The sequence below is a fragment of the Arthrobacter sp. genome (assembly GCF_031179985.1).
In the GTDB taxonomy this organism is placed as follows: domain Bacteria; phylum Actinomycetota; class Actinomycetes; order Actinomycetales; family Micrococcaceae; genus Arthrobacter.
The window spans coordinates 71,668-96,110 of sequence record NZ_JAPSHJ010000009.1 but is presented as its reverse complement, the minus strand read 5'-3'; the positions used below and the strand labels follow the sequence as shown (position 1 = coordinate 96,110).

General features: G+C 61.6%; 24 protein-coding genes. 3 read left to right on the top strand and 21 right to left on the bottom strand.

Annotation, left to right across the window (positions count from 1 at the left end):
• Positions 1–17 precede the first annotated feature (17 nt).
• Positions 18–380: an ATP/GTP-binding protein gene (locus RIN13_RS06645; RefSeq protein WP_309106544.1), complete on the bottom strand. Its 363-nt coding sequence runs from the start codon at positions 378–380 to the stop codon at positions 18–20.
• Positions 381–534: 154 nt separating this feature from the next.
• Between RIN13_RS06645 and nucS the strand changes: the two genes are divergently transcribed.
• The gene (gene nucS / locus RIN13_RS06640) at positions 535–1,230 is read left to right on the top strand and encodes an endonuclease NucS (RefSeq protein ID WP_309106578.1); all 696 of its coding nucleotides are present in this window, start codon (positions 535–537) and stop codon (positions 1,228–1,230) included.
• A 786-nt stretch (positions 1,231–2,016) separates the two neighbouring features.
• Complete coding sequence (locus RIN13_RS06635; protein WP_011692441.1) at positions 2,017–2,220, top strand: cold-shock protein; 204 nt, start codon at positions 2,017–2,019, stop codon at positions 2,218–2,220.
• Between the two features lie 181 nt (positions 2,221–2,401).
• Here RIN13_RS06635 and RIN13_RS06630 read toward each other — a convergent pair whose 3' ends face one another.
• From RIN13_RS06630 to RIN13_RS06565, 14 genes are all read right to left on the bottom strand, one after another.
• Positions 2,402–4,960: a DUF2156 domain-containing protein gene (locus RIN13_RS06630; RefSeq protein ID WP_309106543.1), complete on the bottom strand. Its 2,559-nt coding sequence runs from the start codon at positions 4,958–4,960 to the stop codon at positions 2,402–2,404.
• Positions 4,957–6,255 (bottom strand): alpha/beta hydrolase-fold protein, encoded by a 1,299-nt coding sequence (locus tag RIN13_RS06625; RefSeq protein ID WP_309106542.1) that lies wholly within the window; start codon positions 6,253–6,255, stop codon positions 4,957–4,959. Before RIN13_RS06625 ends, RIN13_RS06630 begins: the two co-directional genes overlap by 4 nt.
• 5 nt (positions 6,256–6,260) lie before the next feature.
• Complete coding sequence (locus RIN13_RS06620; RefSeq protein ID WP_247042891.1) at positions 6,261–6,692, bottom strand: DUF2550 domain-containing protein; 432 nt, start codon at positions 6,690–6,692, stop codon at positions 6,261–6,263.
• 10 nt (positions 6,693–6,702) lie between these two features.
• Positions 6,703–6,987, bottom strand: coding sequence for a F0F1 ATP synthase subunit epsilon (locus tag RIN13_RS06615; protein ID WP_309106541.1), 285 nt, complete (start codon positions 6,985–6,987; stop codon positions 6,703–6,705).
• Position 6,988: 1 nt separating this feature from the next.
• Positions 6,989–8,443 (bottom strand): F0F1 ATP synthase subunit beta, encoded by a 1,455-nt coding sequence (gene atpD, locus RIN13_RS06610; protein ID WP_309106540.1) that lies wholly within the window; start codon positions 8,441–8,443, stop codon positions 6,989–6,991.
• Positions 8,444–8,521: 78 nt separating this feature from the next.
• Complete coding sequence (locus tag RIN13_RS06605) at positions 8,522–9,415, bottom strand: F0F1 ATP synthase subunit gamma (protein ID WP_309106539.1); 894 nt, start codon at positions 9,413–9,415, stop codon at positions 8,522–8,524.
• Positions 9,416–9,491: 76 nt separating this feature from the next.
• Positions 9,492–11,129: a F0F1 ATP synthase subunit alpha gene (atpA, locus tag RIN13_RS06600; RefSeq protein ID WP_309106577.1), complete on the bottom strand. Its 1,638-nt coding sequence runs from the start codon at positions 11,127–11,129 to the stop codon at positions 9,492–9,494.
• Between the two features lie 86 nt (positions 11,130–11,215).
• Positions 11,216–12,043 carry a F0F1 ATP synthase subunit delta gene (locus RIN13_RS06595; protein ID WP_309106538.1) on the bottom strand — a complete coding sequence of 276 codons (828 nt, stop codon included), beginning with the start codon at positions 12,041–12,043 and terminating at the stop codon, positions 11,216–11,218.
• Entirely contained in the window at positions 12,043–12,600 is a 558-nt protein-coding gene (locus tag RIN13_RS06590; protein ID WP_309106537.1) for a F0F1 ATP synthase subunit B, read from the bottom strand. Before RIN13_RS06590 ends, RIN13_RS06595 begins: the two co-directional genes overlap by 1 nt.
• Positions 12,601–12,652: 52 nt before the next feature.
• A complete protein-coding gene (gene atpE, locus RIN13_RS06585) occupies positions 12,653–12,871 on the bottom strand; it encodes an ATP synthase F0 subunit C (protein ID WP_011692451.1) in 219 nt (72 codons plus the stop codon).
• Positions 12,872–12,950: 79 nt separating this feature from the next.
• Positions 12,951–13,751 (bottom strand): F0F1 ATP synthase subunit A, encoded by an 801-nt coding sequence (gene atpB / locus RIN13_RS06580; RefSeq protein ID WP_309106536.1) that lies wholly within the window; start codon positions 13,749–13,751, stop codon positions 12,951–12,953.
• An 81-nt stretch (positions 13,752–13,832) separates the two neighbouring features.
• The gene (locus tag RIN13_RS06575; RefSeq protein ID WP_309106535.1) at positions 13,833–14,171 is read right to left on the bottom strand and encodes a hypothetical protein; all 339 of its coding nucleotides are present in this window, start codon (positions 14,169–14,171) and stop codon (positions 13,833–13,835) included.
• Positions 14,164–14,649: a hypothetical protein gene (locus RIN13_RS06570; RefSeq protein ID WP_309106534.1), complete on the bottom strand. Its 486-nt coding sequence runs from the start codon at positions 14,647–14,649 to the stop codon at positions 14,164–14,166. Before RIN13_RS06570 ends, RIN13_RS06575 begins: the two co-directional genes overlap by 8 nt.
• A gap of 98 nt (positions 14,650–14,747) precedes the next feature.
• On the bottom strand, positions 14,748–15,863 hold the full coding sequence (locus tag RIN13_RS06565) for an MraY family glycosyltransferase (protein ID WP_309106533.1): 1,116 nt from the start codon (positions 15,861–15,863) through the stop codon (positions 14,748–14,750).
• A gap of 292 nt (positions 15,864–16,155) precedes the next feature.
• On the opposite strand from RIN13_RS06565, the gene RIN13_RS06560 reads away from it, so the two are divergent.
• Positions 16,156–17,052: a glycosyltransferase gene (locus RIN13_RS06560; RefSeq protein WP_309106532.1), complete on the top strand. Its 897-nt coding sequence runs from the start codon at positions 16,156–16,158 to the stop codon at positions 17,050–17,052.
• A gap of 17 nt (positions 17,053–17,069) precedes the next feature.
• Here RIN13_RS06560 and RIN13_RS06555 read toward each other — a convergent pair whose 3' ends face one another.
• The 6 genes from RIN13_RS06555 to thrB all read right to left on the bottom strand — a co-directional run bounded on the left by RIN13_RS06555 (position 17,070) and on the right by thrB (position 24,439).
• Positions 17,070–17,840: a WecB/TagA/CpsF family glycosyltransferase gene (locus RIN13_RS06555; protein ID WP_309106531.1), complete on the bottom strand. Its 771-nt coding sequence runs from the start codon at positions 17,838–17,840 to the stop codon at positions 17,070–17,072.
• Positions 17,837–18,775, bottom strand: a complete 939-nt coding sequence (locus RIN13_RS06550; RefSeq protein WP_309106530.1) for an L-threonylcarbamoyladenylate synthase — start codon at positions 18,773–18,775, stop codon at positions 17,837–17,839. Before RIN13_RS06550 ends, RIN13_RS06555 begins: the two co-directional genes overlap by 4 nt.
• 4 nt (positions 18,776–18,779) lie before the next feature.
• A complete protein-coding gene (prmC, locus tag RIN13_RS06545; RefSeq protein WP_309106529.1) occupies positions 18,780–19,643 on the bottom strand; it encodes a peptide chain release factor N(5)-glutamine methyltransferase in 864 nt (287 codons plus the stop codon).
• Between the two features lie 34 nt (positions 19,644–19,677).
• Entirely contained in the window at positions 19,678–20,751 is a 1,074-nt protein-coding gene (gene prfA, locus RIN13_RS06540; RefSeq protein ID WP_309106528.1) for a peptide chain release factor 1, read from the bottom strand.
• A 191-nt stretch (positions 20,752–20,942) separates the two neighbouring features.
• Complete coding sequence (gene rho, locus RIN13_RS06535) at positions 20,943–23,135, bottom strand: transcription termination factor Rho (RefSeq protein WP_309106527.1); 2,193 nt, start codon at positions 23,133–23,135, stop codon at positions 20,943–20,945.
• A 338-nt stretch (positions 23,136–23,473) separates the two neighbouring features.
• On the bottom strand, positions 23,474–24,439 hold the full coding sequence (thrB, locus tag RIN13_RS06530; RefSeq protein WP_309106526.1) for a homoserine kinase: 966 nt from the start codon (positions 24,437–24,439) through the stop codon (positions 23,474–23,476).
• Positions 24,440–24,443: the final 4 nt, after the last annotated feature.

Here is a 24,443-nt window from a genome sequence, read left to right as displayed (position 1 = left end):
GTTCAGCGCCGGCTGTTTCAGCGGTGGCGGTAGCTGCGGGAAGTCCAGCAGTTCGTGTGCCAGTGCCTCCGCTCAGCGAGCCCGGCGGCCGCTCCGAACAGGTGGTCGTCCTGCCAGACGACCAAATGCGCGATCCCGGGAAGCACTGCTGTGGAGCATCCCGGGCAGATGTAGGCCTTCTCAGCCCTCTTTGCGGTCATAGGCCGCACCATCCATTCACCGTCAGGCGCACTTTCGCGCCGGGTAAAGCCTGAGCGCGCCCGTTCAAGATCCAGTTCAGGAGCTTCGCCGCCCCCTGGCCGGCCAGGTCTTCCCGGACCTGCTTTTCCCTGCCCCGGTTTTCCTGAGGCGGGGCGGCGGGGACGGTTGGAGCGGGGCATGCTTTCATTCTGCCCCAATTCGAAGCCCGCCCGCTGAGACAGTCCCGCCCATCAGACCGTGCTGTGGTCCGTAGGCACCGCCCCCACCCGACCCACCCGCCGTGCCCTTCCTACGCTGACGGCAGAACAGCTGCCACCCGGTAATGTGTACGGGGTGCGCCTCGTCATAGCCCGTTGTTCAGTTGATTACGTCGGAAGACTCAAAGCCCACCTTCCCCTTGCCACCAGGCTGTTGCTGGTAAAGGCTGACGGTTCCGTGCTGGTTCATTCCGACGGCGGATCCTACAAGCCGTTGAACTGGATGAGCCCTCCTGCGGTACTCAGAATCTCTTCCCCCGACGAAGTCGAGCTGGAGGTAGGGGTCACGGAACAGTGGACAGTTCAGTCGGCCAAAACCGATGACCGCCTGATCATCAACATCCATGAGCATCTCCATGACACTTCCCATGATCTGGGTCTGGACCCCGGCCTGATCAAGGACGGTGTTGAAGCTGACCTGCAGAGGCTGCTGGCCGAGCAGATCGAAACGCTTGGTTCCGGTTTTTCCCTCATCCGCCGCGAGTACTTCACCGCTATCGGGCCGGTGGACATCCTCGCCAGGGACGCAAACGGCGCCACCGTGGCCATTGAACTGAAGCGACGCGGCGACATCGATGGCGTTGAACAATTGACGCGGTATCTTGAGTTGCTCAACAGGGATCCGTTGCTGGCCCCTGTCCGGGGCATCTTTGCAGCCCAACAGATCAAGCCGCAGGCCAAGGTCCTGGCCAATGACCGCGGCATCGACTGCGTCACCCTCGACTACGACGCCATGCGCGGTGTTGACGATAGCGAGTCACGCCTCTTCTAAAATCAGGCTGTCCCCCGTCACAGCCACTGCCGGGCGGCAGCATGGGACGGGCACGCGGCCTGGTTCCTTGCTCCTTCCGGGCCTCTTGGACCTCCACTGCCATGGAACGGCAGGCGGCGACTTCCCCGGCGCAGACGAACATGCCATTCGGCCTGCCCTCGACTTTATTCATGGTGCGGGCACCACCACCGTTCCAGCCAGCCTGTTCACTGCATCCCGAGAGGATCTGCTCCGCGGAATCTGCCTCTTTTCCCGGCATCTGTGAAGAAGGCCTGGTGGCCGGGATCCCATGGGGTCCGCCCGTCCCTGGGCCATACCGACTGCGACCACGACACGGCAGCCGCCTCGCTCGTGCGCTCATGTGGCCCGGGCTGTCGGACGAAGTGGGCGGGTTGAGACGGGGCCTTCCCGCCGATCTCCTCGTTACAAACCCCAGGCTCACCGCAGTCAAAGTCATGCGTAAAGCCGTGTGGCTTGGAGCAGCACGCCAGTGCTGGTCCGGGCAGTTCCCCGCGGCATCGCTAACGCGGTTGAAGTTCGAGTGTCTTTCACCCAAATTTTACGTATTTGCACGTTTTGACCGTTGACCTGAAGCGACTCGCGTGAAATTCTTATATCAGTCTTTGTGTAGGTGTTTTTCATGCTCGCAAGACATGTTGCGAGCGCGAAGCTTCTGCAGCTGAAACCCGGTTCCGGGTTGCAAGCCAGGATTCTTCTCGCGGAGTGACCCAAGTCCAGCACGAAGTGTGCCGGTCTTATATAAAGTTCCACAATGAGGAGAAATAAATGGCACAGGGAACCGTCAAGTGGTTCAACGCTGAAAAGGGCTTCGGCTTCATCACCCCGGATGACTCCGATGGCGATGTCTTCGTTCACTATTCTGAGATCCAGACCGGTGGCTTCAAGACCCTCGATGAGAACCAGCGCGTTCAGTTCGAGATCGGTCAGGGCGCCAAGGGTCCCCAGGCTACCGGCGTAACGCTGGTCTAGTCCCACCGCTCACTCCGCTGACTACAGCGGCGTAACCGGACAAAGATGGTCCCCGGCAATCATGCCGGGGACCATCATTGCGTCCGGAGCTTTATCCAGTTCATTCATTTGCAGGACAGGGCTTTTGTCTTGTTCCGTCACAAATGTTTTACAGATCCTGAAAATATCGCGCTGATGAGTTTCACGTAACCAGCGTACGAAGCAACCGTGCACTCTGCCGTACCGAGAGTCCAGGAAGGTAGGCCCGGCTGAGCGCACGGCCAATGGCAGGCAGCTGAAGTGGGTCCTGGTAGTACAGATAGAGGGTCCGGTACTCGGGCTTAAAGCGGGACTTGAAAGTCGCGAGGGAACGGAACCCGTAGACCGGTTCCAGGGCCCCTCCCACAACATCCAGGATCGCCGCCAACCCCTCTGAACGATCGGCCAGGTGGTCCTGTTCTTGGCGAGGAGGCAACCCCTGGGCTTCCTGGGCCAGTGGGGAACCTGAAAGGGATATCACCTCCACCGAGGAACGGAGCTCCAAAACGGCGGAGGCGATGAGGAACTCCATGACTCCGGGGAAGCTGTCAGTGCGCCGCCGCATAAAGTCCAGCGTCCAGCTCGTCCGGGTGCCGCCGTCGAACACCGGAAGCCAGCTGGTCACTCCATGGACCAGGCCCTCGGCGTCCACCGCGAGGCAACACAGCACTTGGTCATCCATCAACTCATCAATGCCGCCAAGCGTGAACCCCATTTCCGGAACCGATTTTTGGGCAGCCCACTCCTCGGACACTTCGATGAGTTGCGATCGCAAGGCCGCCGGGAGGCTTCCGTAGGTTCCCCACACTGCCTTGACCCCGGTCTTGGCTGCCCGGTTCAGGGCCGTCCTGACGTTCTGCCACTCCTTACCCTTGAATTCAAGGTCCCGGATGGCAAGCCGCGTTTCCTGCGCCACCACCACCCTCTTGAATCCCCGCTCACGCAACAGCGGCCACAGTTCACCAGTGCAGGAGTAGAAGCAAGGGATCAAGGCCTGCTCGGTGCAGAAACCCAAAAAGCCCGCGGCCGTCTGCTTTCCATGGCGGGCAAGGCCCAGCGGTCCGCCCAGGGTCAGTGCCACGCTGCCGTGCTGTTGGTAAGCTACAGCGCCGTCGCGGTTTCCGGTAAACCAGTATCTGTTGGGCTCCCACGATGCCATCCAAGACAACGAATCGCCGCCCTGCCGGATCAGATTCAAGGCTGCTTCCCTGTCTTCTTCGGCGGTGTCCTTCGGATGATGCCGGCGGAGGAGGACAAGCCATACAGCCGATAACGCCACCAGCCAGAAGACGGGTCCGGAATAGGCAAACAGGAACCCCTCCAAGGCGTTACGGCCGTCAAAGACGCGGTGGTAAAGGCTGGGGATCGGCACGGGCAGGAACTGCCGCGCCAACTCCGATCCCAGCCCGCCGAGGCCGCCGTCGCGCTCCATCCCGCCTGCCGCGAACCAGACCGCCGCATACGATCCCGCCAGGACACACCATGACCCACCCACCAGCGCGCTGACGCTGCGCCGCGCACGGGACGTCGACTCTACCCGGAACTGTCGCCGGTTCGCCCACAACACTGCCGCCAGCAGGAGCGGAACAACAACGAGCGGCAGGACGTGGACAAATCCCGAACTCATCACCGGTGTGTGGGGACGGGAAGCGTAGTGCGGCATCCGTGCGAACAGTGACAGGTACACTGCCGACAGCGCCGTAACACCCAGCTGGACAGTCAACGCTATCCGAAGGGCGAGCCTGCGTCCGCGCCGCATTCCGTCAGCGCAGATCAGCAGGAGAATCACGGGCACAACGGCCAAGGCCAAGCCCAGCGGCCCCGCAAAGCCGTGCCTGCCGACCTCAAGGCAACTGACGTCCACAGTCCCGCCGCAACTTACCTCCAGCTGGTTCAGCGTGGGCAGCGGATTCAGCACCACATCCCGCAGCAGGGCCAAAGGACCGCTGGGGCTGCGCGCGGCAGCTGTCAGGATTGGCCCCACGGCAAAAATTGCCACGGTCAACGCGAGGAGATTGCGGGTCTCACGGCCTGTCGAACGGTGCCGCCGTGGCCTTCCCTGATCACTCTGGATCCACCATCCTGCGGCGATCCCCACGAGGGCCCCGAGTAGTCCCACAACCGTCTCGGCATGACCGATGTAAAGGACCAGCAACAACGACACCGAGAGCACGGCCGTGCGCAGGCGCCGTTGCCAAAGTGTCGGCAGTCGCCCGCTGGCAGCGAGGGCGGCGGCCATGACCGCGGCGTACGGGCCGATCAAGCGAACATCGACCATAGCTCCCAGCCAGGCATCACCGGCAAAGCGGGCCAGCTGTGTGACCAGCAAAAAGAGAGTCACAGCGGCGAACTGTCCGGCGGCAAAGAAAGCGGCTGCCAGTTTCGTGCCCAGATTGCGCTCCGCAAGGCCCAGCAACATCAGGATCATGAGCGCGGCCAGCCCGTAGGCTACTGGATTCGTGGCAAAAAACAGGGAGGTGAACATGCACCACCAATGGCCCGCCTTCAAACCTGAAGCTGTCACACTGGCTATGTCCAGTGACCACTCGGGCGGGCCTGAGAGTACACTTCCCGTCCCCAGCCCGGTCAGCAGGAAAGCACCGAGGACAGCCAAAGTGAACGGGATCGCTTTGAAATGGGCGGCGGCCGCTCTCCTGGTGCCGGCAACCAGGCCCTTTCCTGCACTGCTGCCGCCGTGGGCCTCCTGGGTGGTTGACGTCATGACGGGATCCCCCAGCGCAGGGCCATAAAGTCCAGGGCCTGGGGAAGACTTCCCGCGGTTGCCTCCCAGGAATGCCCCGTGTTCGCCACAACTTTGGTGTCGACGGCGAATCCCGCCTTCTGTGCCGCGGCGGACAATTCCTCCAGGTAGGAGACGAACTCCTGATCACCCGCTCCTGCTCCCAGAAAAATCGCGTTGGCATCAAAGCGCTGCTTGCCCATAATGTTCAAGGGAGTCTGCGCGTCGAAGGCAGCCACATCTCCGTCAAACGCTGCTTCTACTGTTTTCTGCCTCTCCTTCGCGAGAGCAGGTTCCCTTTCGCCGGAAAAAGAAAGGGCGGAATTGAAGACGTCCGGGTGCCGCGTGACCATTTGCAGGGCGCAGGTTCCACCGAAAGAGAATCCGCCGGCCGCCCAGTTGCGGTGGTCCTTCCCGACATCGAGGTTTTGAGTAATCCAGTTCGGCACGTCCTGGGACAGGTAGGTGTCTACTTTCGCTATCCTGCTGTCCATACAGAGGGTGTTGCCGTTGGCTGATCCGTTCGGATCCACCACCACAACAACAGGTGCTATGCCGTGGTGTTGTGCGGCGAACCGGTCCATGTGTGCGCGCAGCATTCCGCCGGTAAGCCAATCAGCCGGACCTCCCGGCTGACCGGCGTACAGGACCAGCACAGGCAAAACGGGGCGCTGCGGGTCAAGGTAGGCAGGGGGCAGGTATATGTAGGCGTCACGGGCCGTGAAGCCGGAAGCAGGAGCCGGAATGTGCGCGGTCCTCAACACCCCGCCGTCGGCAGGTTCCCCATGGGGCCTCCAGGTGGCGAGGTCCCGGAGCGGCGGACCGCCATCACGGGCCATCAGGGCCGGTTCCAAAGGCGGGACCCGCGCTACAGCCGTACCCAAAAAGTCACTGACGGTTCGGTTCAGCCCGAAGTACGCGTTGATCTGCACTGCTGTCAGGAGCACCACAGCCAGCATCGACAAAGTTGAAAGGGTCCGTGCCCGCCAGGCGGAGCGCGGAAGCCGGGCCAGGAACAGCACTAAGGCGGCGACAGCGGGCACCGACCACGCCAGCACCTCCGAGGGGAGAGGTTCGGGAAAGACGGCAAAAACATACAGAAGCAACCAGTGAACAGACACTACAGCCCCGGCTGCAGCCGCGATGCTGATCAGGACTTTCACGGGCCAGCGGGACTCCCGACGCCAGAGGAGGTAGCCCAGCCCCGTGATCCCCGCGAGCCAGGCGAACCAGACGACCGGTCCGGACGTGAGGTGGATGTCAGAGAGGAAGTCCACGGGGGCTAACGCCAGGTGCCTACACCGATAACCGGTCCGGCTTCGAGCCAGGACGACAATCCGGTATAGGCATCAAACTTCATGGCCAGCAAGACTTCCTGGCCTTCATAACGCAGTTCCACAATGACCGAATCGGGGAGCACCTTGATCAGCTCAGCCTCGGTGGGCTTGCGTCGGCCAAGCAGCTCAAGCGAACTGCGGCGGAAAGTGTGCTTGGGTCGGACGCTGAGGGACACGAGGCGGAACCACTCGAGATCATTGTCCTGATAACGGCAAACCCCCATCTGCCAGCTGTTACCAGCCGTGCAAATGGAGGCGTCCACGGTGCCCAGGGCGCGCCGCAAATTATGGCGGCGCACCCCGAAAAGGCACAGTGTAAAAATCAGCAACAAAAAGACAGTTGCCAATGCGATGAACGGATAACCAAGAGCGTCCATCAAGGTATTGCTAGCGGATCCCCGCAATAGCCGCGTCACCCAGTTGGGCGTTGTCAGCAACAATAACCACCCTGTTGTTGTCGACCGAGAAGAAACCTCCGTCAACAACTACAGCAATACGGTCACCGGAAACAGGCTGGATCGCCAGTTCACCTTCGGCCAGAATCGCCAGCAGGGGCGAGTGGCCGGGCAGGATTCCGATTTCACCATCACTGGTGCGGGCCTTGACCATCTTGGCCGCTCCGGACCACACGAAGTGGTCCGCTGCGACAATCTCAACCTCAAGCTCAGCCATATTACTTGGTCTGTTCCTGGATCTTGGCCCACTGGCGCTCGACATCATCCAGGCCACCGACGTTGAAGAACGCCTGCTCTGCGATGTGGTCCAGCTCGCCGTCGCAGATAGCGGTGAAGCCCTCGATGGTGTCCTTGATGGAAACCGTTGAGCCTTCGACGCCCGTGAACTGCTTGGCGGTGTAGGTGTTCTGCGAGAGGAACTGCTGGATACGGCGTGCACGCGACACGACGATCTTGTCTTCTTCAGACAGTTCATCAACGCCGAGGATGGCGATGATGTCCTGGAGTTCCTTGTTCTTCTGCAGGATCTGCTTCACACGGACAGCCGTGTTGTAGTGGTCCTTGCCGATGTACTGGGCGTCCAGGATTCGCGACGTTGACGTCAGCGGGTCAACAGCCGGGTACAGACCACGGGAAGCAATTTCACGGGAAAGTTCCGTGGTTGCATCCAGGTGTGCGAACGTGGTGGCCGGTGCCGGGTCGGTGTAGTCATCTGCGGGAACGTAGATGGCCTGCATCGAGGTGATGGAGTGGCCCTTGGTGGACGTGATGCGCTCCTGCAGGAGGCCCATCTCGTCAGCCAGGTTGGGCTGGTAGCCCACAGCCGACGGCATGCGGCCGAGGAGGGTGGAAACCTCGGAGCCTGCCTGGGTGAAGCGGAAGATGTTGTCGATGAAGAGCAACACGTCCTGCTTCTGAACATCGCGGAAGTACTCCGCCATGGTCAGGGCAGACAGTGCAACGCGGAGTCGCGTTCCCGGCGGTTCGTCCATCTGGCCGAATACAAGGGCGGTGTCCTTGAGGACGCCTGCCTCTTCCATTTCAACCCAGAGGTCGTTTCCTTCACGCGTACGCTCGCCGACGCCGGCGAAAACGGAAGTACCACCGAAGTTACGGGCAACACGGGTGATCATTTCCTGGATCAGCACGGTCTTGCCCACCCCGGCGCCACCGAAGAGGCCGATCTTTCCACCCTTGATGTACGGGGTGAGGAGGTCGATGACCTTGATGCCGGTTTCCAGCATTTCGGTCTGGCCTTCAAGCGAAGCGAACGACGGCGCCTTGCGGTGGATCGGCCAGCGTTCCGTGGTCTCCAGTTCGGACTCAGCAATGTCCAGGGGCTGGCCCAGAACGTTGAAGATGTGTCCCTTGACGCCGTCGCCGACGGGAACTGAAATCGGAGCGCCGCTGTCAACCACAGACGTGCCGCGGACGAGTCCGTCGGTTGCCTGCAGGGCAATGGCGCGAACGAGGTTATCGCCAAGGTGCTGGGAGGTCTCGAACGTGATGGGGCGGGTCTCACCGTTGAGGGTAATCTCGGCGGTGAGGGCGTTGTAAATCGAGGGGATTGCGTCAGCCGGGAATTCGACGTCGACAACCGGGCCAATAACACGTGCAATACGGCCGGTGGCACCGGACGTTGCGGCTACGTGTTCGGTAGCAGTGGCAGTCATCTCTCTCACTTCACTCAGTAGATGGCGTGGTTAAGTTTATTTGTTGTGCAGGTACAGCTGGAACGGAGGGTGTGGCGGCTAAGACGCGTTGAGCGCGTCGGCGCCGGCCACAATCTCTGAAAGCTCCTGCGTAATCTCAGCCTGGCGGGCGGTGTTGCGCAGACGCGTGTACTTCTTGATGAGGTCTGTGGCGTTGTCGCCGGCAGACTTCATAGCCCGCTGGCGGGCAGCAAGCTCAGAGGCAGCAGCCTGCAACATTGCGGCGAAGAGGCGCGATTCGATGTAGCGCGGCAGCAAAGCGTCAAGTACCCGCTCGGTTTCCGGCTCAAACTCGTAAAGCGGCAGGAGTTCCGATTCCGACGCGGCCTGCTCTTCAACAACTTCAAGCGGAAGCAGACGAACGACGGTGGGTTCCTGCGTCACCATGGACTTGAAGCGGGTGTAAACAACGTGGATCTCGTCCACGCCTCCCTCTTCATATTCCGTAGCGAAGTCCGCAAGCAGTGCCTCGCCAACCTCACGTGCAGTTTCGAACTCAGGCGCATCAGTGCCGCCGGTCCAAACGCGGGCATATTCGCGGTTTCGGAACTCGAAGTACGCCTGTGCCTTACGGCCGACGAGGTACGTCTTGACTTCCTTGCCTTCGGCGTGAAGCAGTTCGTTAAGCCCCTCCGCCTGCTTGAGCACACTCGCCGAGTATGAACCTGCCAGGCCACGGTCCGAGGTAATTACCAGGACTGCTGCGCGGCGGATCTGCTCCGGCTCGGTGGTCAACGGGTGGTCGATTTCGCTCTGGCTTGCGACAGCAGAAACAGCGCGGGTGATCGCGTTCGCGTAAGGCAGTGAAGCTGCTACGCGTGCGCGGGCCTTGCCGATGCGCGAGGTAGCGATCAGTTCCATCGCCTTGAAGATCTTGCGCATCGACGTCGTCGAGCTGATCTTCTGGCGGTAGACCCGGATCTGGGCTCCCATACTTATCCTTTCCTAAGATCCCGATGGCCGGGACTGCCGGAACCGCGAGGGGTCCCGGCAGTCCCTGCCAGCGAAACTAGCGCTTCTGCCTGACGATTTTTTCCTGGTCGACCTGAGCTTCATCGATAGCCGAGTGCTCCTCGTGGCCGGCGCCGACCAAGTGGTTGTCGCCCTCCCCGAAGAAGCCCTGCTTGAAGTCCACAATTGCGGTCTTCAGCGCGGCAGCGGTGTCGTCGTCGAGGACGTTGGTCTGTGCAAGCGTGGTCAGGATGGAGGACCGGTGCTTGAGGTGCTCCAGGAAGCCTGACTCAAAGCGGTTGATGTCTTCCACGGGAACGTCGTCGAGGTAGCCGTTGGTGCCTGCCCAAATGGAGACAACCTGGTCCTCTACCGGGAACGGCGCGTACTGGCCCTGCTTGAGCAGCTCCATCAGGCGCGCACCACGGGTCAGCTGCTGGCGGGAAGCAGCGTCGAGGTCCGAGGCGAACATGGCGAAAGCCTGCATGTCCCGGTACTGAGCCAGGTCCAGCTTCAAAGTACCGGAGACCTTCTTCATGGACTTGACCTGCGCGGCACCGCCAACGCGGGACACAGATACACCCACGTCAACAGCAGGACGCTGGTTGGCGTTGAAGAGATCCGACTGGAGGAAGATCTGACCGTCAGTAATGGAAATTACGTTGGTCGGAATGTAGGCCGAGACGTCGTTTGCCTTCGTCTCGATCAGGGGAAGTCCGGTCATGGAGCCGGCACCGAGCTCATCAGAGAGCTTGGCACAACGCTCCAGAAGGCGGGAGTGCAAGTAGAAGACGTCGCCCGGGTAGGCTTCGCGTCCCGGCGGACGGCGGAGCAGCAGCGAAACTGCACGGTAAGCCTCAGCCTGCTTGGACAGGTCATCAAACACGATAAGCACGTGCTTGCCGCCGTACATCCAGTGCTGGCCGATGGCAGAACCTGCATACGGTGCCAGGTACTTGAAGCCTGCGGGGTCCGAAGCCGGGGACGCCACGATGGTGGTGTACTCCAGCGCGCCATTGTCCTCGAGGGTCTGGCGGATGGCAGCAATGGTCGATGCCTTCTGGCCGATAGCGACGTAGATGCAGCGAACCTGCTTGGTCACATCTCCCGAAGCCCAGTTGGCCTTCTGGTTGATGATCGTGTCAATGGCGATTGCCGACTTGCCTGTCTGGCGGTCACCAATGATCAGCTGACGCTGGCCACGGCCGATCGGAATCATGGCGTCGATGGCCTTCAGGCCGGTCTGCATCGGCTCGTGCACAGACTTGCGCTGTGTGACGCCCGGGGCCTGGAGTTCCAGGGCGCGGGTGGTCTCAGCCTTGATGTCGCCGAGGTCGTCGATGGGGACGCCCAGCGGGTCGACAACACGGCCAAGGAAGGCGTCGCCAACGGGGACAGACAGAACCTGTCCAGTACGGTGAACTTCCTGGCCTTCTTCAATCCCGGTGAAGTCACCGAGGACAATGACACCGATCTCGCGGACGTCGAGGTTCTGGGCGAGGCCCAGAGTGCCGTCTTCGAAGCGAAGCAGCTCGTTCGCCATGACCGAGGGAAGGCCCTCAACACGGGCGATGCCGTCACTTGCGGTGGTCACGCGGCCGACCTCTACGCGCTCTGCGTTTCCGGGTTCGTAGGACGCCGCGAACTCGTTCAGCGCATTACGGACGTCGTCGGCGTTGATGGTCAATTCGGCCATCTGCAGTCCCTGCTCTCCTGTTTTCGTGATCATCGTTGCTCACGATGACCGGGGTTTCTATCAGTAAGGTTTGTGCTTTGTCCGGTTTAGCCGGCGAGCTGGCGGTGCAACTGACCCAAACGGGTGACAACAGAAGCGTCAACAACTTCATCGCCCACCTGGATCCGGATACCGCCAATGAGGGTCGGGTCAACACTAATGTTGACCTTGAGCTCGCGCCCGTAAAGAGCGTTGAGCCCCGCCTGAAGCCTGCTGGCCTGCGTTTCCGTCAGTGGACGGGTAACGCTCACCGTTGCGATCCAACGCTGCTGGCGTTTGGCTGCCAACTCCGCAAAGCGTGCCACAAGCCGGGTGGGCTTGATGCCGCGCGGCTGCGATACAGCCTGCCCGATCAGGACCTTTGCTTCCTCGCCTGCTCCAGGAACAAGCTTTTCGGCCAAAGCTACCTTCGCTGCAGCGCTTGCTTGCGGCTCGGACAGAGCACGCTGAACCTCATGGTTGGAGGCAACGGCCTGGTTGAAGGAGAAAAGATCATTCTCCAACTCTTCCAGCCCGGTGATCCCTGAGGCAGAGACGGCCGACTTGTTTTCAGCAACGGCGATAACCACCGAAGCGGCAAGGGTCTCGAGTGCATCGCCAATATCGCGTGCCGACGCCCAGCGTGAGCTGACCAGTCCGCTCACGATTTCGACAGCATCAGCGGATACTTTGCCGCTGAAAAGCTGCCGGACCAGCGCCGCCTTTTCTTCGCCGTTACGGGAGGGGTCGGTAAGCGCACGCCGCAAGCCAGCCGACGTGTCTACCGTTCCCAAAATGCCGAAGAGTTCTTTAGCCAACTGCAGCGAAGCCGAAGGAAGCTTGGCTTCCAACGCAGCCAGAGCCTTGGTCAGCGATTCGCTCGATACACCTGCCATTACTTAGCTGCACCTGCGTTCTGGCTCTCCAGTTCTGCCAGGAAGCGGTCAACCACACGGGCGGCCCGCTGGTCGTCATCGAGGGCTTCGCCCACGATGCGTCCGGCGAGAGTCGTGGCCAGCGTGCCAACCTCGGAACGCAAGGCGACAACAGCCGCCTGGCGCTCTGATTCGATCTGCGTGTGAGCCTGAGCGGTGATGCGTGCAGACTCGGCAGCAGCCTTTTCCTTCAGATCAGCAAGGATCTGGGCACCTTCTGCGCGGGCTTCTTCGCGGATGCGGTTAGCTTCGGCACGGGCGTCGGTGAGCTGCTGCTTGTACTCTTCGAGTGCGGCAGAAGCTTCAGCCTGGGCCTTTTCAGCCTTGGCGATGCCACCTTCGATCGCCTCGGCGCGCTCTGCAAACGTCTTCTCGAACATCGGGACAACAAACTTGACCACGATGAACATGAGGAGTGCAAAGCCAACGAGAACGACGAACATTTCCCACAGGTTGGGCACCAGCGGGTTGGCTGCCGCGCCGCCTTCAGTGGCGGCTGAGATGATCAGCTGATTCATATTTCACCCGTCCTTATCTTCTCGGTTCTGAATTGTCGCTTCGTTCTGAGGACTAGCTCAGGACGAAGGCGAAGACCAGGCCGAGGATGGCGAGGGCTTCAGTCAGCGCGAGGCCGAGGAATGCGATCGGCTGGAGAACGCGCTGGGCTTCCGGCTGACGTGCCACACCGTTGATGTAAGCGGCGAACACGAGACCAACACCGATACCACCGCCGATTGCGGAGAGACCGTAGCCGATGAGGTTGAGGGAGCCGTTGATGGAGCCTTCCATTTTTCTTCCTTTCAAGATGCCACCCGTGTGGCAGGTTGTTTGGGTTGCTTCATCCCCGCGAGGGGAAGTTTGTGGGTGCCTAGTGGCTGTCGGCGTGCAGCGCGCCTTCGATGTAGATCGCGGTCAGCAGCGTAAAGACGTAAGCCTGCAGCACCATGATCAGCGCCTCGAGCATGTACATGGCGATCGCACCTGCCAGCACAAGCACGGAGGTGCCCTGGAGCAGGATGTTTTCCTGCATCACGAGGAACTCGATGCCGTAGCCGGCAATCATCACGATGAGGTGGCCGGCAAGCATGGTGGCAAAAAGACGGAGGCTGTGCGTCACCGGGCGGACCACGAAGTTCGAGATGATCTCGATCGGGACAACGATGGGCAGGATGTAGAACGGAACACCTGACGGAACGGTTGCCAGCTTGAAGTACCTGATGCCGTTCTTCTTGATGCCGATGGCAATCCAGGTGACGTAAACAATGCCTGCGAGGACGTAAGCGCCGCCGACGTGCGAGAACGTGGGCAACTGGAACAGCGGGATGGCGCCGTAGATGTTGTTCACGAGGATGAAGAAGAAGAGGCTGAACAACAGCGGCACGTACTTCATGAAGTCTTTGCCGCCAATGATGTCCTTGGCGATGCTGTTGCGGACGAAGCCGTAGGCCATTTCGCCAGCGAACTGAAGCTTGCCGGGAACCAACTGCTGCTTGCGGGCGGCAAGCACGAAGAAGGTGGCAATGATGACTACAGACAACAGAACCAGCAGCATCTGCTTGGAGAATCCGTCTGCCGCACCCCACGGCAGGATTGCCGGCAGATGCATTTCGTTAATTCCAGGAGGAGTGAACTCTCCTGAATCTTGGGCCGGGAGCGCAAGCGCGATCAACGCGTTTCCTCTCTGCAGTGTCCGTCATTGGGCGTTGGTAGGGGTCCGGCGAAATTCGTATCCGCGTCCCCCGTTGTGAAATTATTTGGCATTACTGTCCCCATCATCGGACGGGCCGCTGGAAGCATTGCTCTGCCCAGTAGTTTTTCGTGAACTGGTAAGGCCATGCATATGGGAAAGATAGAACCCTCCCGCGGCTCCAAGCAGAGCGCCAGCGAGCACAATCCAGCGGGTTCCCCACAGATTATCCAGACCCCACCCTATCAAACTCCAGACGATGATTCCGCCAATGATGTAGCTGAATACGGCAATTCCAGCGTTGTATCCGCCGTCGCGGCCGTCGGCTGATACACCGGGAGCGCCGGTACCCGTGCGGGGAGCTGTGGGGCGGACTTTGCGTCCTGGTTTGCGACTAGTCATCACTGCCGCCTTTGGTGGATGTGGGGTCATTGTAGATTTGCAAGCGTGCCTTGCTGAAGCCACGGATTTCTGCGCCTTGCCAGATCACCACGGCCACGACAGCGCCGATCAGGAACCAGCGTTCGTGCAGCCATTCGGGCTCTCCGACTACAAAGAGGACGACAGCAAAGCCGACCACCTTGACGAAGTATGTGGCTACGAAAAGCCCTACAGCACCCGATGGATTGGTCCGGCCGACAAAGTGGCCGATCAAAAGGCTGATGGCAAAAAAGAACATGACCAACGCTCCGCCGAAACTGCTCGAGAGCAGCGCGTTGGAGCCGTTGAAGGCGAGGGCAATCAGGCTTGTGACAAGAACGGCTGCACCAGCCGCGACAGAACTCAGCACCAACAAGCCAAGCCACAAGGAGCTGGCGGGGCCGGAGACGCCGACGGCCGCAGTGCCGGACGAACGTCCATGCTCGGCGTTGGAGGTCATCAGATCCCAATCGTCGGTGCCTGCTGGCGGCGGGGCGGAGTGGCAGCTTTGGCTGCCCCTAAATTCTACACGAGATAGAAATTATTACTGAACCACTGTTACGCGGACGAACCATTACCGCGACGGCTCAAGTACGGCCAGGCCGTGACGACAGCCATTCCCAGTGTGAGGAACAGGTCAACGGCAAGGACGATCTGCCACGGGAACACAGCGAAAGCCAGTCCTCCAAAGGCAAGAATGCAGGTCCAGACGTACATCAGCAGAACCGTAGTGCGGTGAGAATAACCGATATCCATCAGCCTGTGGTGGAGATGGCCGCGGTCAGCCGACCAGGGCGAACGCCCCAGGGCCGTCCGTCTCACCACCGCCAGGCCGAGGTCCAGCAGCGGAAGGAAGAGCACCGCGAACGGAAGAAGGATGGGAATGATGGTGGGGATACCGTTCGCCCGGTCGTACAGCCCCGAGGTGATCTGGCCTGTTGCCACGATGCCTGCCGATGCCATAAGGAGTCCGATCAGCATGGCACCGGAGTCTCCCATGAAGATTTTGGACGGGAACCAGTTATGGGGCAGGAAGCCGATGCAGCTTCCTACGAGCACCGCGGTGAGGAGCGTAGCGAGGTCCGAGTTGTCAGCCTGCGGGTTGTTCCGGTGAACCCAGTAGGCAGTCAGGAAGAAGGCTGCCCCGCCGATGATGGCCACTCCGGCGGCCAGGCCGTCGAGGCCGTCGATGAAGTTGAAGGCGTTCATGGTAGTCACGATCAATCCGGCCGTCAGGATAATGGTGACGAGCTCGGAACCGACATGGATGGGTTGGTCGGAGATAAACGGAATCACCGTCATACGGACGCCCCAGATGGCCACCACAAGCGCCGCGGCGCTTTGGCCGATGAGCTTGATCCACCAGCGCAGGTCAAGGAGGTCATCGGCAACTCCCACGAAGACAATGACTATGGCCCCGGCGATGACTCCCCAGGGGGCGTCATTGTTTCGGAAGATGTCCTTGACGAAGAAGGATTGACTGGCAACGATGAGGGCAACCAGGCAACCCGCAAAGATGCCTACACCGCCGAGCCTGGAAACCTGATGCGAGTGCGTGTCCCGGCTCCTGATGGGCATGAACAGCTCGAGGCGATTGCCAACGAACCGCGCCCCCCACGTCACGGAGTACGACACTATGGCAGCGGTAAGCCCCATCAGCAAGTACATGATCACGAGGCGGCTCCAGACTGCAGCGCCAAGCGGGCGTCCGCAGGCGATGACGACTCCACGGCCCGAGGGCGCGCCACAGCAGGGCATCCTGGGTTTCGCGGGCTCAATGGATGTAGGTCTGATTCTTGATTAATGGAAGTTCTCCGTTGCCATGCCTGCGCAGGCGGTGCGTCATGCCACTTAGGGCTGTAATACAGTGGACTCTATTCAAGATACTAATGCCAACGGCTGCATGGCTCGCGTCACACGGCCGAGTGACGCCCTAAGCGCCACGCCGTGACGAAAGGAAACCGCGATGCCCTCGTCGGTTGCAGTAGCCGCAGTAACGTTTGACCGACCCGGGGAACTCGCAGTACTTCTGAACGCGATCAACAGCCAGACCGCACCGGTCAAGAGCATCTGCCTTGTTGACAGCGGCACGGTACCGGCCAGGGGCGTAGCCGAGTCGCATAAAAACGTTGATTACATCCGCTCAGAGGCCAACCTTGGCGGCGCCGGTGGATTTTCCCTCGCGGTACTGAAGGCCATGGCCAGCGGTGCCCGCTGGATCTGGATGATGGACGACGACGCCGAGCCGGGCGACGCCGAATGCCTCGCCACGCTGATCCAGGAGGCAGAGTCACGTGACCTCGAAGCCGTGGTCCCGCTGGTGATGGCTCCGGGTGAGCCGGACTGGCTCTCCTTTTTCTTCCGCCTCGACGGCAAGGTGACCCACAGCCGCGCTGAAGTTGAAAAGATCGGCTTCATCCCGAATGACGGACACTTTTTCAACGGTGCCTTGATCCGCTCGGACGTGTTCTTCAAGGTCGGGCTGCCCGATATCAGACTGTTCATTCGCGGTGACGAGGTGGATTTCACCATCAGGCTGCGAAAAGCCGGGATCCGCTTCGGCACCGTAACAACAGCAAGCATCACTCACCCGCATGCGTTTTCTGAGACGCAGCATGTCTTTGGCCCCCGCTGGCACGTCATCGTTCCCGAGGGCGCTTTCAAGCGCTACTACTACTACCGCAACCGCGGCTACCTCATCAGGCGGTACTTCAGGGTTAAGTCCCTCGTTGCCGACGTCGGCGGCTACCTGGGCTATTTCCTGAGCCGGGGTGACCTCCGGGGTCTGAGGGACTGGTTCCGTGCGTTCTCCATGGGCTTGCGTGCCAAGGGATTCGCCAGGCTGGAGGATCAGAACTTCTAGCCGCAGGCACAGAGCCTTTAACGCCGGAGGCCCAGCCTCCGGCGGAGAAGAAGCGCCAGCAGCACCCAGGGTTCACCGAAGACCCGGTAAGCCACACGACGGGGGTGGAGCATCAGCCGCCACGCCCACTCCAGGCCCATCCGGCCAAGCCACCGCGGCGCGAGCCTCTGGATACCGGCCAACTGTTCAATGGCTCCGCCCACAGTGCAGTACACGGCCGGCGGCAAGGCCTCCAGGGTGCGTTGCAGCACTGCCTCCTGCAACGGCATCCCCAGGCCCACAAGAACCATTTGCGGCCGGAACGCCTGAAGCCAGGCGACGGCGTCGTCCTCTTTGGCGGTGTTCCACGCCTCCCCGGGCATGCCAACCACCTTTGCACCGGGAATAAGGGTCTTGAGCCTGGCGACTGCACCATCGTTGGCCTGCTGCCCTGCCCCCAGTACCGCAATGCGTTCCAGCCCGGGAACAGTCCCCAGTGCAGGAATCCAGTCGGTGGAGCCCAGCCGGTAAGCCATAAGGGAGGCGTCGGACTCCGGACGCGGTTTCCGGCCTCTGCCCCACAGCCAAAGGAGCGGAGCACCGTCCAGGAGCACCACATCGCTGCGCTCGTACAGCTCCCGGAACCAGGAGTCAGAAAGCGTCAGCGTGACGCTGTGCAGATTGTGCCCGACGACGGTCCGGGTTGTTCCGTCGTCGATGAAGGCGGCAAGGACGTCAATCAGCTCACCGACGGTCAGCGGGGTAGCGTCAACGCCCAGCACCGGGATCTGCTCGCGGACAAGGTTCATCGGTCGTCGCGTCCGCTTGGCGGCGCGCTCCCCTGCTTCCCTGCCGGTTCGGACTCAGTCTTTCGGGTGGCTTCCGGACTCGCAGTTTCAGGGTCTTCTGCTGCTACAGTTTCGGTCTCAGGGGTGGCCTCCGCTTCGGACGGCCCGCCTTCAGGCGACTCCGTCCCAGGCGCCTCCGCTTCAGGAATCTCAGGGCTCGCAAGCTGCGGAGCCTCCGCTGCAGGTGACTCCGACCCAGGCGTCTCTGCCTCAGGAGCCTCCTGTTCCGGGGCTTCCTCCCCCAAACCCAGGACTCCGGGCACAACCTCGCGCAACCGCTCCAGACTGACGGCTCCGTCCCGCACCACCCGCAGCGGCAGCGACGTTGCATCAACGATCGTGGACGGCACGGCGTCGGACGCTCCCTCAGGGCGAAGGCCGTCCTCGAGGTAGACCTCTACTGACTCCGCCAACTGCTCCCGCGCCTCTCCGGCTGTGCGGGCTGCAGGCTGGCCGGTCCTGTTCGCCGACGACACCGCCAAGGGCCCGGTCAGGTTAAGCAGATCCCTGGCAAGTTCATCCGCGGGAATCCGCAGCGCCACGGTGCCTTTGGTGTCTCCGAGATCCCAGTCAAGCGACGGCTGGGCATGGAGGATCAACGTTAGCCCTCCGGGCCAGAACGCCTCGGCCAGCTTCCGTGCCTCGGCGGGAACATCCGTTGCCAGGCCGTCCAGGGCGTTGAGCCGGGGGATAAGGACGGGCGGGGGCATCTGCCGGCCGCGGCCCTTGGATACGAGGAGCATGGTCACGGCCTGCGGCGAAAAGGCATCAGCCGCAATCCCGTAAACGGTGTCAGTGGGCAGCACCACGCATTTGTTCTCCCGGATCGCACGCTGGGCGTGCTGCAGTCCTTCGTAGCGCTCAGTAGATGCGGTGCAGTTGTAGGTTGTGGTCACGGCCCTATTCTTTCATCAGCGGCGGCTGCGATTCCGCCAGGACTGCGCTCGTAGCCCTTTCCTTGCCGTTAAGGTCACGGTGGGCTGTGATCTCTGACCAGAGCCCGGTCCTTTTCAGCATGGTGGCGATCCAACCGGATTGGATCTCTGCATGCTCCATGACAAAGTATCCGCCCGGAGCCAAAAGCCGTGCGGCAGAGGCAGCGGCCGCCGTCGGAAGTTCCATGCCGTCTGCTCCCCCGCCGTACAGTGCCTCCGGCGGATCATGAAGGGCTACTTCAGGTTCGTTCGGGATGGCTTCCGAGGGGATGTACGGCGGGTTGGAGACGACGACGTCGAACGTTCCGCTGCGATCCGGCAGGGCATCCCGCAGGTCTCCCCTGACGAGCTCAACACCAAGCGGGGCAAGATTCTTCTGCGCCCAGGCGTGCGCGAACTCGCTGAATTCGACGGCAACAACTTCAGCGCCCGGGACTTCGTGGGCAATCGATCCGGCAATTGCGCCGGAACCTGTGCCCAGATCAACCACCTTGGGCCGCTCGATCCCCTGAAGGCGGTCGATCACCAACTGAACCACCGATTCCGTTTCAGGGCGGGGGACAAAGACTCCCGGCCCGACAGCGAGCTGGAGGTAGCGGAAATGTGCAACGCCGGTGATGTGCTGGAGCGGAACACGCTGCGCGCGCTCGGCTACCAGCGCGGCATACCCCTCAGGGGCCCGGGAATCGCCCAGCAGCATGGCGCGAAGCCGTCCCAGCCCCACATCAAGCAGGTGCTCAGCCAGCAACTCGGCATCCACGCGGGGGCTGGGAACGCCCGCTGCAGCCAGAATTGCCGTCGCTTCACGGACGGCTTCCGAGAGGGACATGTCCGGGCCCATCGGCACCGGGACCTCGCGCAAGTTATTCCCCGATAGCGTCGAGGCGTGCCTGTTCGTCCATCTCAATGGCCGACTGGATGACCGGCTCCAAATCGCCGTTCATCACCTGATCCAGGTTGTACGCCTTATACCCGGTGCGATGATCCGCAATCCGGTTCTCGGGATAGTTATAGGTACGGATGCGCTCGGAGCGGTCCATGGTGCGGATCTGCGACTTCCGCTGGGCGGAATTTTCTGCATCAATCTGTTCCTGCTGATGCGCCAGGATGCGGGCACGGAGGACACGCATGCCGGCTTCACGGTTCTGCAGCTGCGATTTCTCGTTCTGCATAGCCACCACGATTCCCGTAGGCAGGTGGGTGAGGCGAACAGCGGAGTCCGTCGTGTTAACGGACTGTCCGCCCGGGCCTGAAGACCGGTAAACATCGATCTTGAGGTCGTTCGGGCTGATCTCCAGCTCTTCGGGCTCGTCAACTTCAGGCAGTACCAGGACACCGGCAGCGGACGTATGGATGCGGCCCTGGGACTCGGTCACGGGAACGCGCTGAACCCGGTGGACGCCGCCCTCGAACTTGAGCCTGGCATACACGCCTTCGGCAGGATCGTTGGAGTTGCCCTTGACCGCCATCTGGACATCCTTGTAGCCGCCAAGATCCGATTCCGTGGCCGAAATGAGCTCTGTCTTCCAGCCACGGGATTCGGCATAGCGCATGTACATCCGGAGCAGGTCACCGGCAAACAGGGCGGCTTCATCGCCACCTTCACCACCCTTGACCTCGAGGATGACGTTGCGGGCATCGTCAGGATCCCTGGGAATGAGCAGCCTGCGCAAATTAGCCGCCGCCGATTCCAGGGCTTCCTCAAGCTGAGGCACCTCAGCCGCGAACTCAGGATCCTCTCCAGCCATTTCCTTCGCAGCAGCCAGATCGTCCTGGATGGAGTGCCAACGCTGGTAAGCCTCAACAATGCCGTTCAGCTGGGCAGACCGCCGCCCCAGCTTCCGTGCCAGCCGCGGGTCAGCATAAACAGCAGGATCGCCCAGCTGCGCCTGAATAGCATCATGCTCATCCAACAGGCCCTGTACGGACTCAAACATTCTCAAAACCTCTTTCGACTTTTCCAAGTCTAATAACACGAAAGCGAAGGTGGGCAAACAGAGAAGCCGCTCAAAATATGCCGGCCAGGGAGTGGCTTCGGGCCTGCCGAAGCCGGGTGGCTGACGATCGCAGATCGTTAGCCACCCGGCGTAGGGGCGGGGCCGGCATGTTTTGAGCGGCGTAAACCTAGCTACTTGTCGTTATCCGACTTTGCGCCAAGCGTCGTCTTCTGAACCTGCATGAGGAACTCGACGTTGCTTTGAGTCTCCCGGATCTTGTTGGTCAGCAGTTCAAGGCTCTGCTGCGTTTCGAGTCCCGAGAGGACGCGACGCAACTTCCACATGATCTTGACTTCCTCGGGCGAAAGCAGGTTCTCTTCACGACGGGTACCGGACGCGTTGACGTCCACGGCTGGGAAGATGCGCTTGTCAGCCAGTTGGCGGGACAGCCGGAGCTCCATGTTGCCGGTGCCCTTGAACTCTTCGAAGATGACCTCGTCCATCTTGGATCCGGTCTCTACGAGGGCCGTTGCCAGGATTGTGAGCGAACCGCCGTTTTCGATGTTGCGGGCGGCGCCAAAGAAGCGCTTCGGCGGGTAGAGCGCGGCAGAGTCCACACCACCGGACAGGATGCGGCCGGACGCCGGTGCTGCCAGGTTGTAGGCGCGGCCAAGGCGTGTCATGGAATCGAGGAGCACAACAACATCCATGCCCATTTCGACCAGGCGTTTTGCACGCTCGATAGAGAGTTCAGCCACAGTGGTGTGGTCGTCGGCGGGACGGTCGAAGGTGGAGGCAATGACCTCACCCTTGACCGTGCGCTGCATGTCGGTGACTTCTTCGGGACGTTCGTCAACGAGCACCATCATGAGGTGAACCTCAGGATTGTTGGTGGTGATGGCGTTGGCGATCGACTGCAGGATGAGGGTCTTACCGGCCTTGGGCGGTGAGACAATCAGGCCACGCTGGCCCTTGCCGATGGGAGCAACCAGGTCGATGACACGGGGGCCGATCTTCTTGGGGTCTGTCTCGAGGCGGAGCCGCTCAGAGGGGTACAGCGGAACAAGCTTGGCGAACTCGACGCGGTCCCTGAGCTCTTCCGGAGTCTTGCCGTTGACGGACGTGACGCGCACCAGGGCGTTGAACTTCTGGCGGGCGGACTGCTGGCTGCGGTCCTCACCGTCACGCGGGGCACGGATGGCTCCGACCACGGCGTCACCCTTGCGCAGGCTGTACTTCTTGACCTGGGCGAGGGATACGTAGACGTCGTTGGGGCCCGGGAGGTAGCCCGAAGTGCGGATGAACGCGTAGTTCTCCAGGACGTCGAGGATGCCGGCTACGGGCAGCAGGACGTCGTCCTCGGTGACCTCGACGTCGTCGACGTCGGGTCCCTGGCTGCGTCCGCGACGGCGTTCGTTACGGTCGCGGAAGCGGTCGTTACGGGAGTTGTTGTCGCGGCTGTCCCTGCTGTCGCGGCTGTCCGACCGATCGTTTCGGTCACGGCGGTTGCGGCGGTTCCTGCGGCTGCCGCCGTCAGAATCATCGTTGTCGCGGTTGTCATCGCGACGGGTGTCAGGACGCGTGTCCTGACGGTTGTTTTCGCGGGTGCCTGTGGCATCGCCGGTGTCGCGGCCGCCACGGCCACGGGTGTTTTCGCGGCGGTCGTTGCGCTGGCCGGCATCGCCGGATTCGCCCTGCTCAGCAGTGCGCTGCTCAGGTGCACGTTGTTCTCCACGCTGTTCCGGTGCACGCTGCTCAGGTGCACGCTGTTCGGCGCGATCCTCAGCGGCAGGCTGCTCGGACGGGGCTTCGACGTTCTCAGACGCCGTAGCCGTAGCGGCTGCTTCTCCACGGCGGCGGTTGCGGGTGCGTGGCTGTCGACGCTCTGTCGCGCCGTCCGCGGAGGCCGCTTCAGCTGTTGAGGCCTGCTTGGCTGCTACGGAAGCTTCAACGGGTGCGGCCTCTGGAGCCGGGGCTTCCGCACCCGGTGCGCTGACCACACCGTCGCTTCCGGCGCGACGGCTGCGGCCGCGTCCACGTGCTTTCGTGGTGTCCGCGGCAGGGCTTTCCTGAGCTGGTGCTGCGGGGGCTTCCGTTACGGCAACCGGGGCCGGAGCAGAGGAGGCAACGGAGTTGTCCCTCACTTTCTCAGCAGCACGGGCCGGAGCCTTGCTCGCCGAGGAACCTGCACGGTGGGCGGAAATGGCCGTAACCAGATCCCCCTTCCGCATGCGGGATCCGCCGGAGATACCCAATTGGCTGGCGAGAGCCTGCAATTGGGCGAGCTTGAGGCCTGCAAGGCCGCTGCTCTTGGGTGCTGCCGTTGATGCGGCAGCAGAAGATGATGTGTCCACAGCTGGCGACAGCTCAGTGGTTTCGGTCACGAAGGATCCTTCCCCCTCGACGGCGTCCAGACTGGGAGCTGGACGCGATGATTGATCTGGGCTGCAGTTCAGATCTGCAGCCGGGATTTCGGCCTTGCCGGATGGATTTCGGCCAGCAGGGCCGGATACTGATTCACCTGGAATGTTCCGGATATGCGGAACGAAGGACTGGTCAGGGGTGCAGAGATGTCCTGCAGATTCCTGCTACAGACCAAAAGCAGGTGGCACCGGAAAATATAGCGCAGTAAAAGATCGGAGCAGCAGATGCGAGACAGGCAACATGGCCAACATCGGGTGTCCCTGACTGCCTGCTTACCGCCTGCTTACTGCCTGCGGAATTACCGCCGGTGCAAGTCCACTTTAGCACCTTCGACGTCCACAGCCAGCTTCATCACACGCCAGGCGACATCCGGCGTGTTCTCCGACGTGTAGCTCGTGATGAATTCCAGGGTGGCGCCGGCTTCTTCTTCCCCGTTGGCCAGGACCAGAACCGTGGGTCCTGCACCGGAGACAACTGCGGCGTGACCTGCTGCCCGGAGGGCGCCAAGCAATCCAGCGCTGGGGCGCATTGCCTCGGCCCGATAGCTCTGATGCAGGTAATCCTCAGTCCCTGCCAGCAGGAATTCCGGCTTCTGCGTGAGGGCGTGGATCAACAAGGCCGCCCTCCCCGAGTTCATCGCGGCCGCGTGATGCCCGATCGAGGCAGGAAGCAACGCCCGCGCAGCCTCGGTCGAGAGCTCGTAGTCCGGCACGGCGACGATGGGCACCACCTGCGGCGACACCTCGGCGCAGGTGCTGCTGTACTTGTCACTGTCCTGCCAGGACAACGCCAGTCCGCCGAAAAGGGCAGGAGCGACGTTGTCCGGATGGCCTTCCATCTCACTGGTGACCTGAAGAATCCACTCCCGGTCCCGCTGCGAAGGCGCCGGTACGAGGGCGTTGGCTGCAACAACGGCAGCAACCACCGCGCAGGCCGATGAGCCCAGTCCGCGGCCGTGGGGATTGACGTTATTGGCGATGATCCTTAGACCGGAATGACGAAAGCCCAGACGTGCGAGAGCGGCAGTGATGGCCTTGACCACAAGGTGGCTCGCGTCACGGGGAAGGGTTTCAGAGCCCTCGCCCGCCAATTCGAAGAGAAGTTCGCCGGTGTCCAGAGTCTCCACGGTGAGAGTGTCATACAAGGACAGAGCCAAACCCAGGCTGTCGTAACCGGGTCCCAGATTAGCGCTGGTGGCAGGGACCCGGACAGTCACCTGCTGTCCGGCAGCAATGGCGGGCGATTCCGCGTCTGCCCTAAGCATCGTT

Bases quoted from the DNA above. Each gene is read 5' to 3' on its own strand.
- RIN13_RS06630 (WP_309106543.1), bottom strand. From the start codon at position 4,960: ATGACGTCAACCACCCAGGAGGCCCACGGCGGCAGCAGTGCAGGAAAG.
- RIN13_RS06590 (WP_309106537.1), bottom strand. From the start codon at position 12,600: ATGAATCAGCTGATCATCTCAGCCGCCACTGAAGGCGGCGCGGCAGCC.
- RIN13_RS06635 (WP_011692441.1), top strand. From the start codon at position 2,017: ATGGCACAGGGAACCGTCAAGTGGTTCAACGCTGAAAAGGGCTTCGGC.
- thrB (WP_309106526.1), bottom strand. From the start codon at position 24,439: ATGCTTAGGGCAGACGCGGAATCGCCCGCCATTGCTGCCGGACAGCAG.
- atpD (WP_309106540.1), bottom strand. From the start codon at position 8,443: ATGACTGCCACTGCTACCGAACACGTAGCCGCAACGTCCGGTGCCACC.
- prfA (WP_309106528.1), bottom strand. From the start codon at position 20,751: ATGTTTGAGTCCGTACAGGGCCTGTTGGATGAGCATGATGCTATTCAG.
- RIN13_RS06620 (WP_247042891.1), bottom strand. From the start codon at position 6,692: ATGGACGCTCTTGGTTATCCGTTCATCGCATTGGCAACTGTCTTTTTG.
- atpE (WP_011692451.1), bottom strand. From the start codon at position 12,871: ATGGAAGGCTCCATCAACGGCTCCCTCAACCTCATCGGCTACGGTCTC.
- RIN13_RS06645 (WP_309106544.1), bottom strand. From the start codon at position 380: ATGCCCCGCTCCAACCGTCCCCGCCGCCCCGCCTCAGGAAAACCGGGG.
- RIN13_RS06555 (WP_309106531.1), bottom strand. From the start codon at position 17,840: ATGAACCTTGTCCGCGAGCAGATCCCGGTGCTGGGCGTTGACGCTACC.
- prmC (WP_309106529.1), bottom strand. From the start codon at position 19,643: ATGTCCCTCTCGGAAGCCGTCCGTGAAGCGACGGCAATTCTGGCTGCA.
- RIN13_RS06615 (WP_309106541.1), bottom strand. From the start codon at position 6,987: ATGGCTGAGCTTGAGGTTGAGATTGTCGCAGCGGACCACTTCGTGTGG.
- atpA (WP_309106577.1), bottom strand. From the start codon at position 11,129: ATGGCCGAATTGACCATCAACGCCGACGACGTCCGTAATGCGCTGAAC.
- RIN13_RS06570 (WP_309106534.1), bottom strand. From the start codon at position 14,649: ATGACCTCCAACGCCGAGCATGGACGTTCGTCCGGCACTGCGGCCGTC.
- RIN13_RS06575 (WP_309106535.1), bottom strand. From the start codon at position 14,171: ATGACTAGTCGCAAACCAGGACGCAAAGTCCGCCCCACAGCTCCCCGC.
- RIN13_RS06595 (WP_309106538.1), bottom strand. From the start codon at position 12,043: ATGGCAGGTGTATCGAGCGAATCGCTGACCAAGGCTCTGGCTGCGTTG.
- RIN13_RS06560 (WP_309106532.1), top strand. From the start codon at position 16,156: ATGCCCTCGTCGGTTGCAGTAGCCGCAGTAACGTTTGACCGACCCGGG.
- RIN13_RS06605 (WP_309106539.1), bottom strand. From the start codon at position 9,415: ATGGGAGCCCAGATCCGGGTCTACCGCCAGAAGATCAGCTCGACGACG.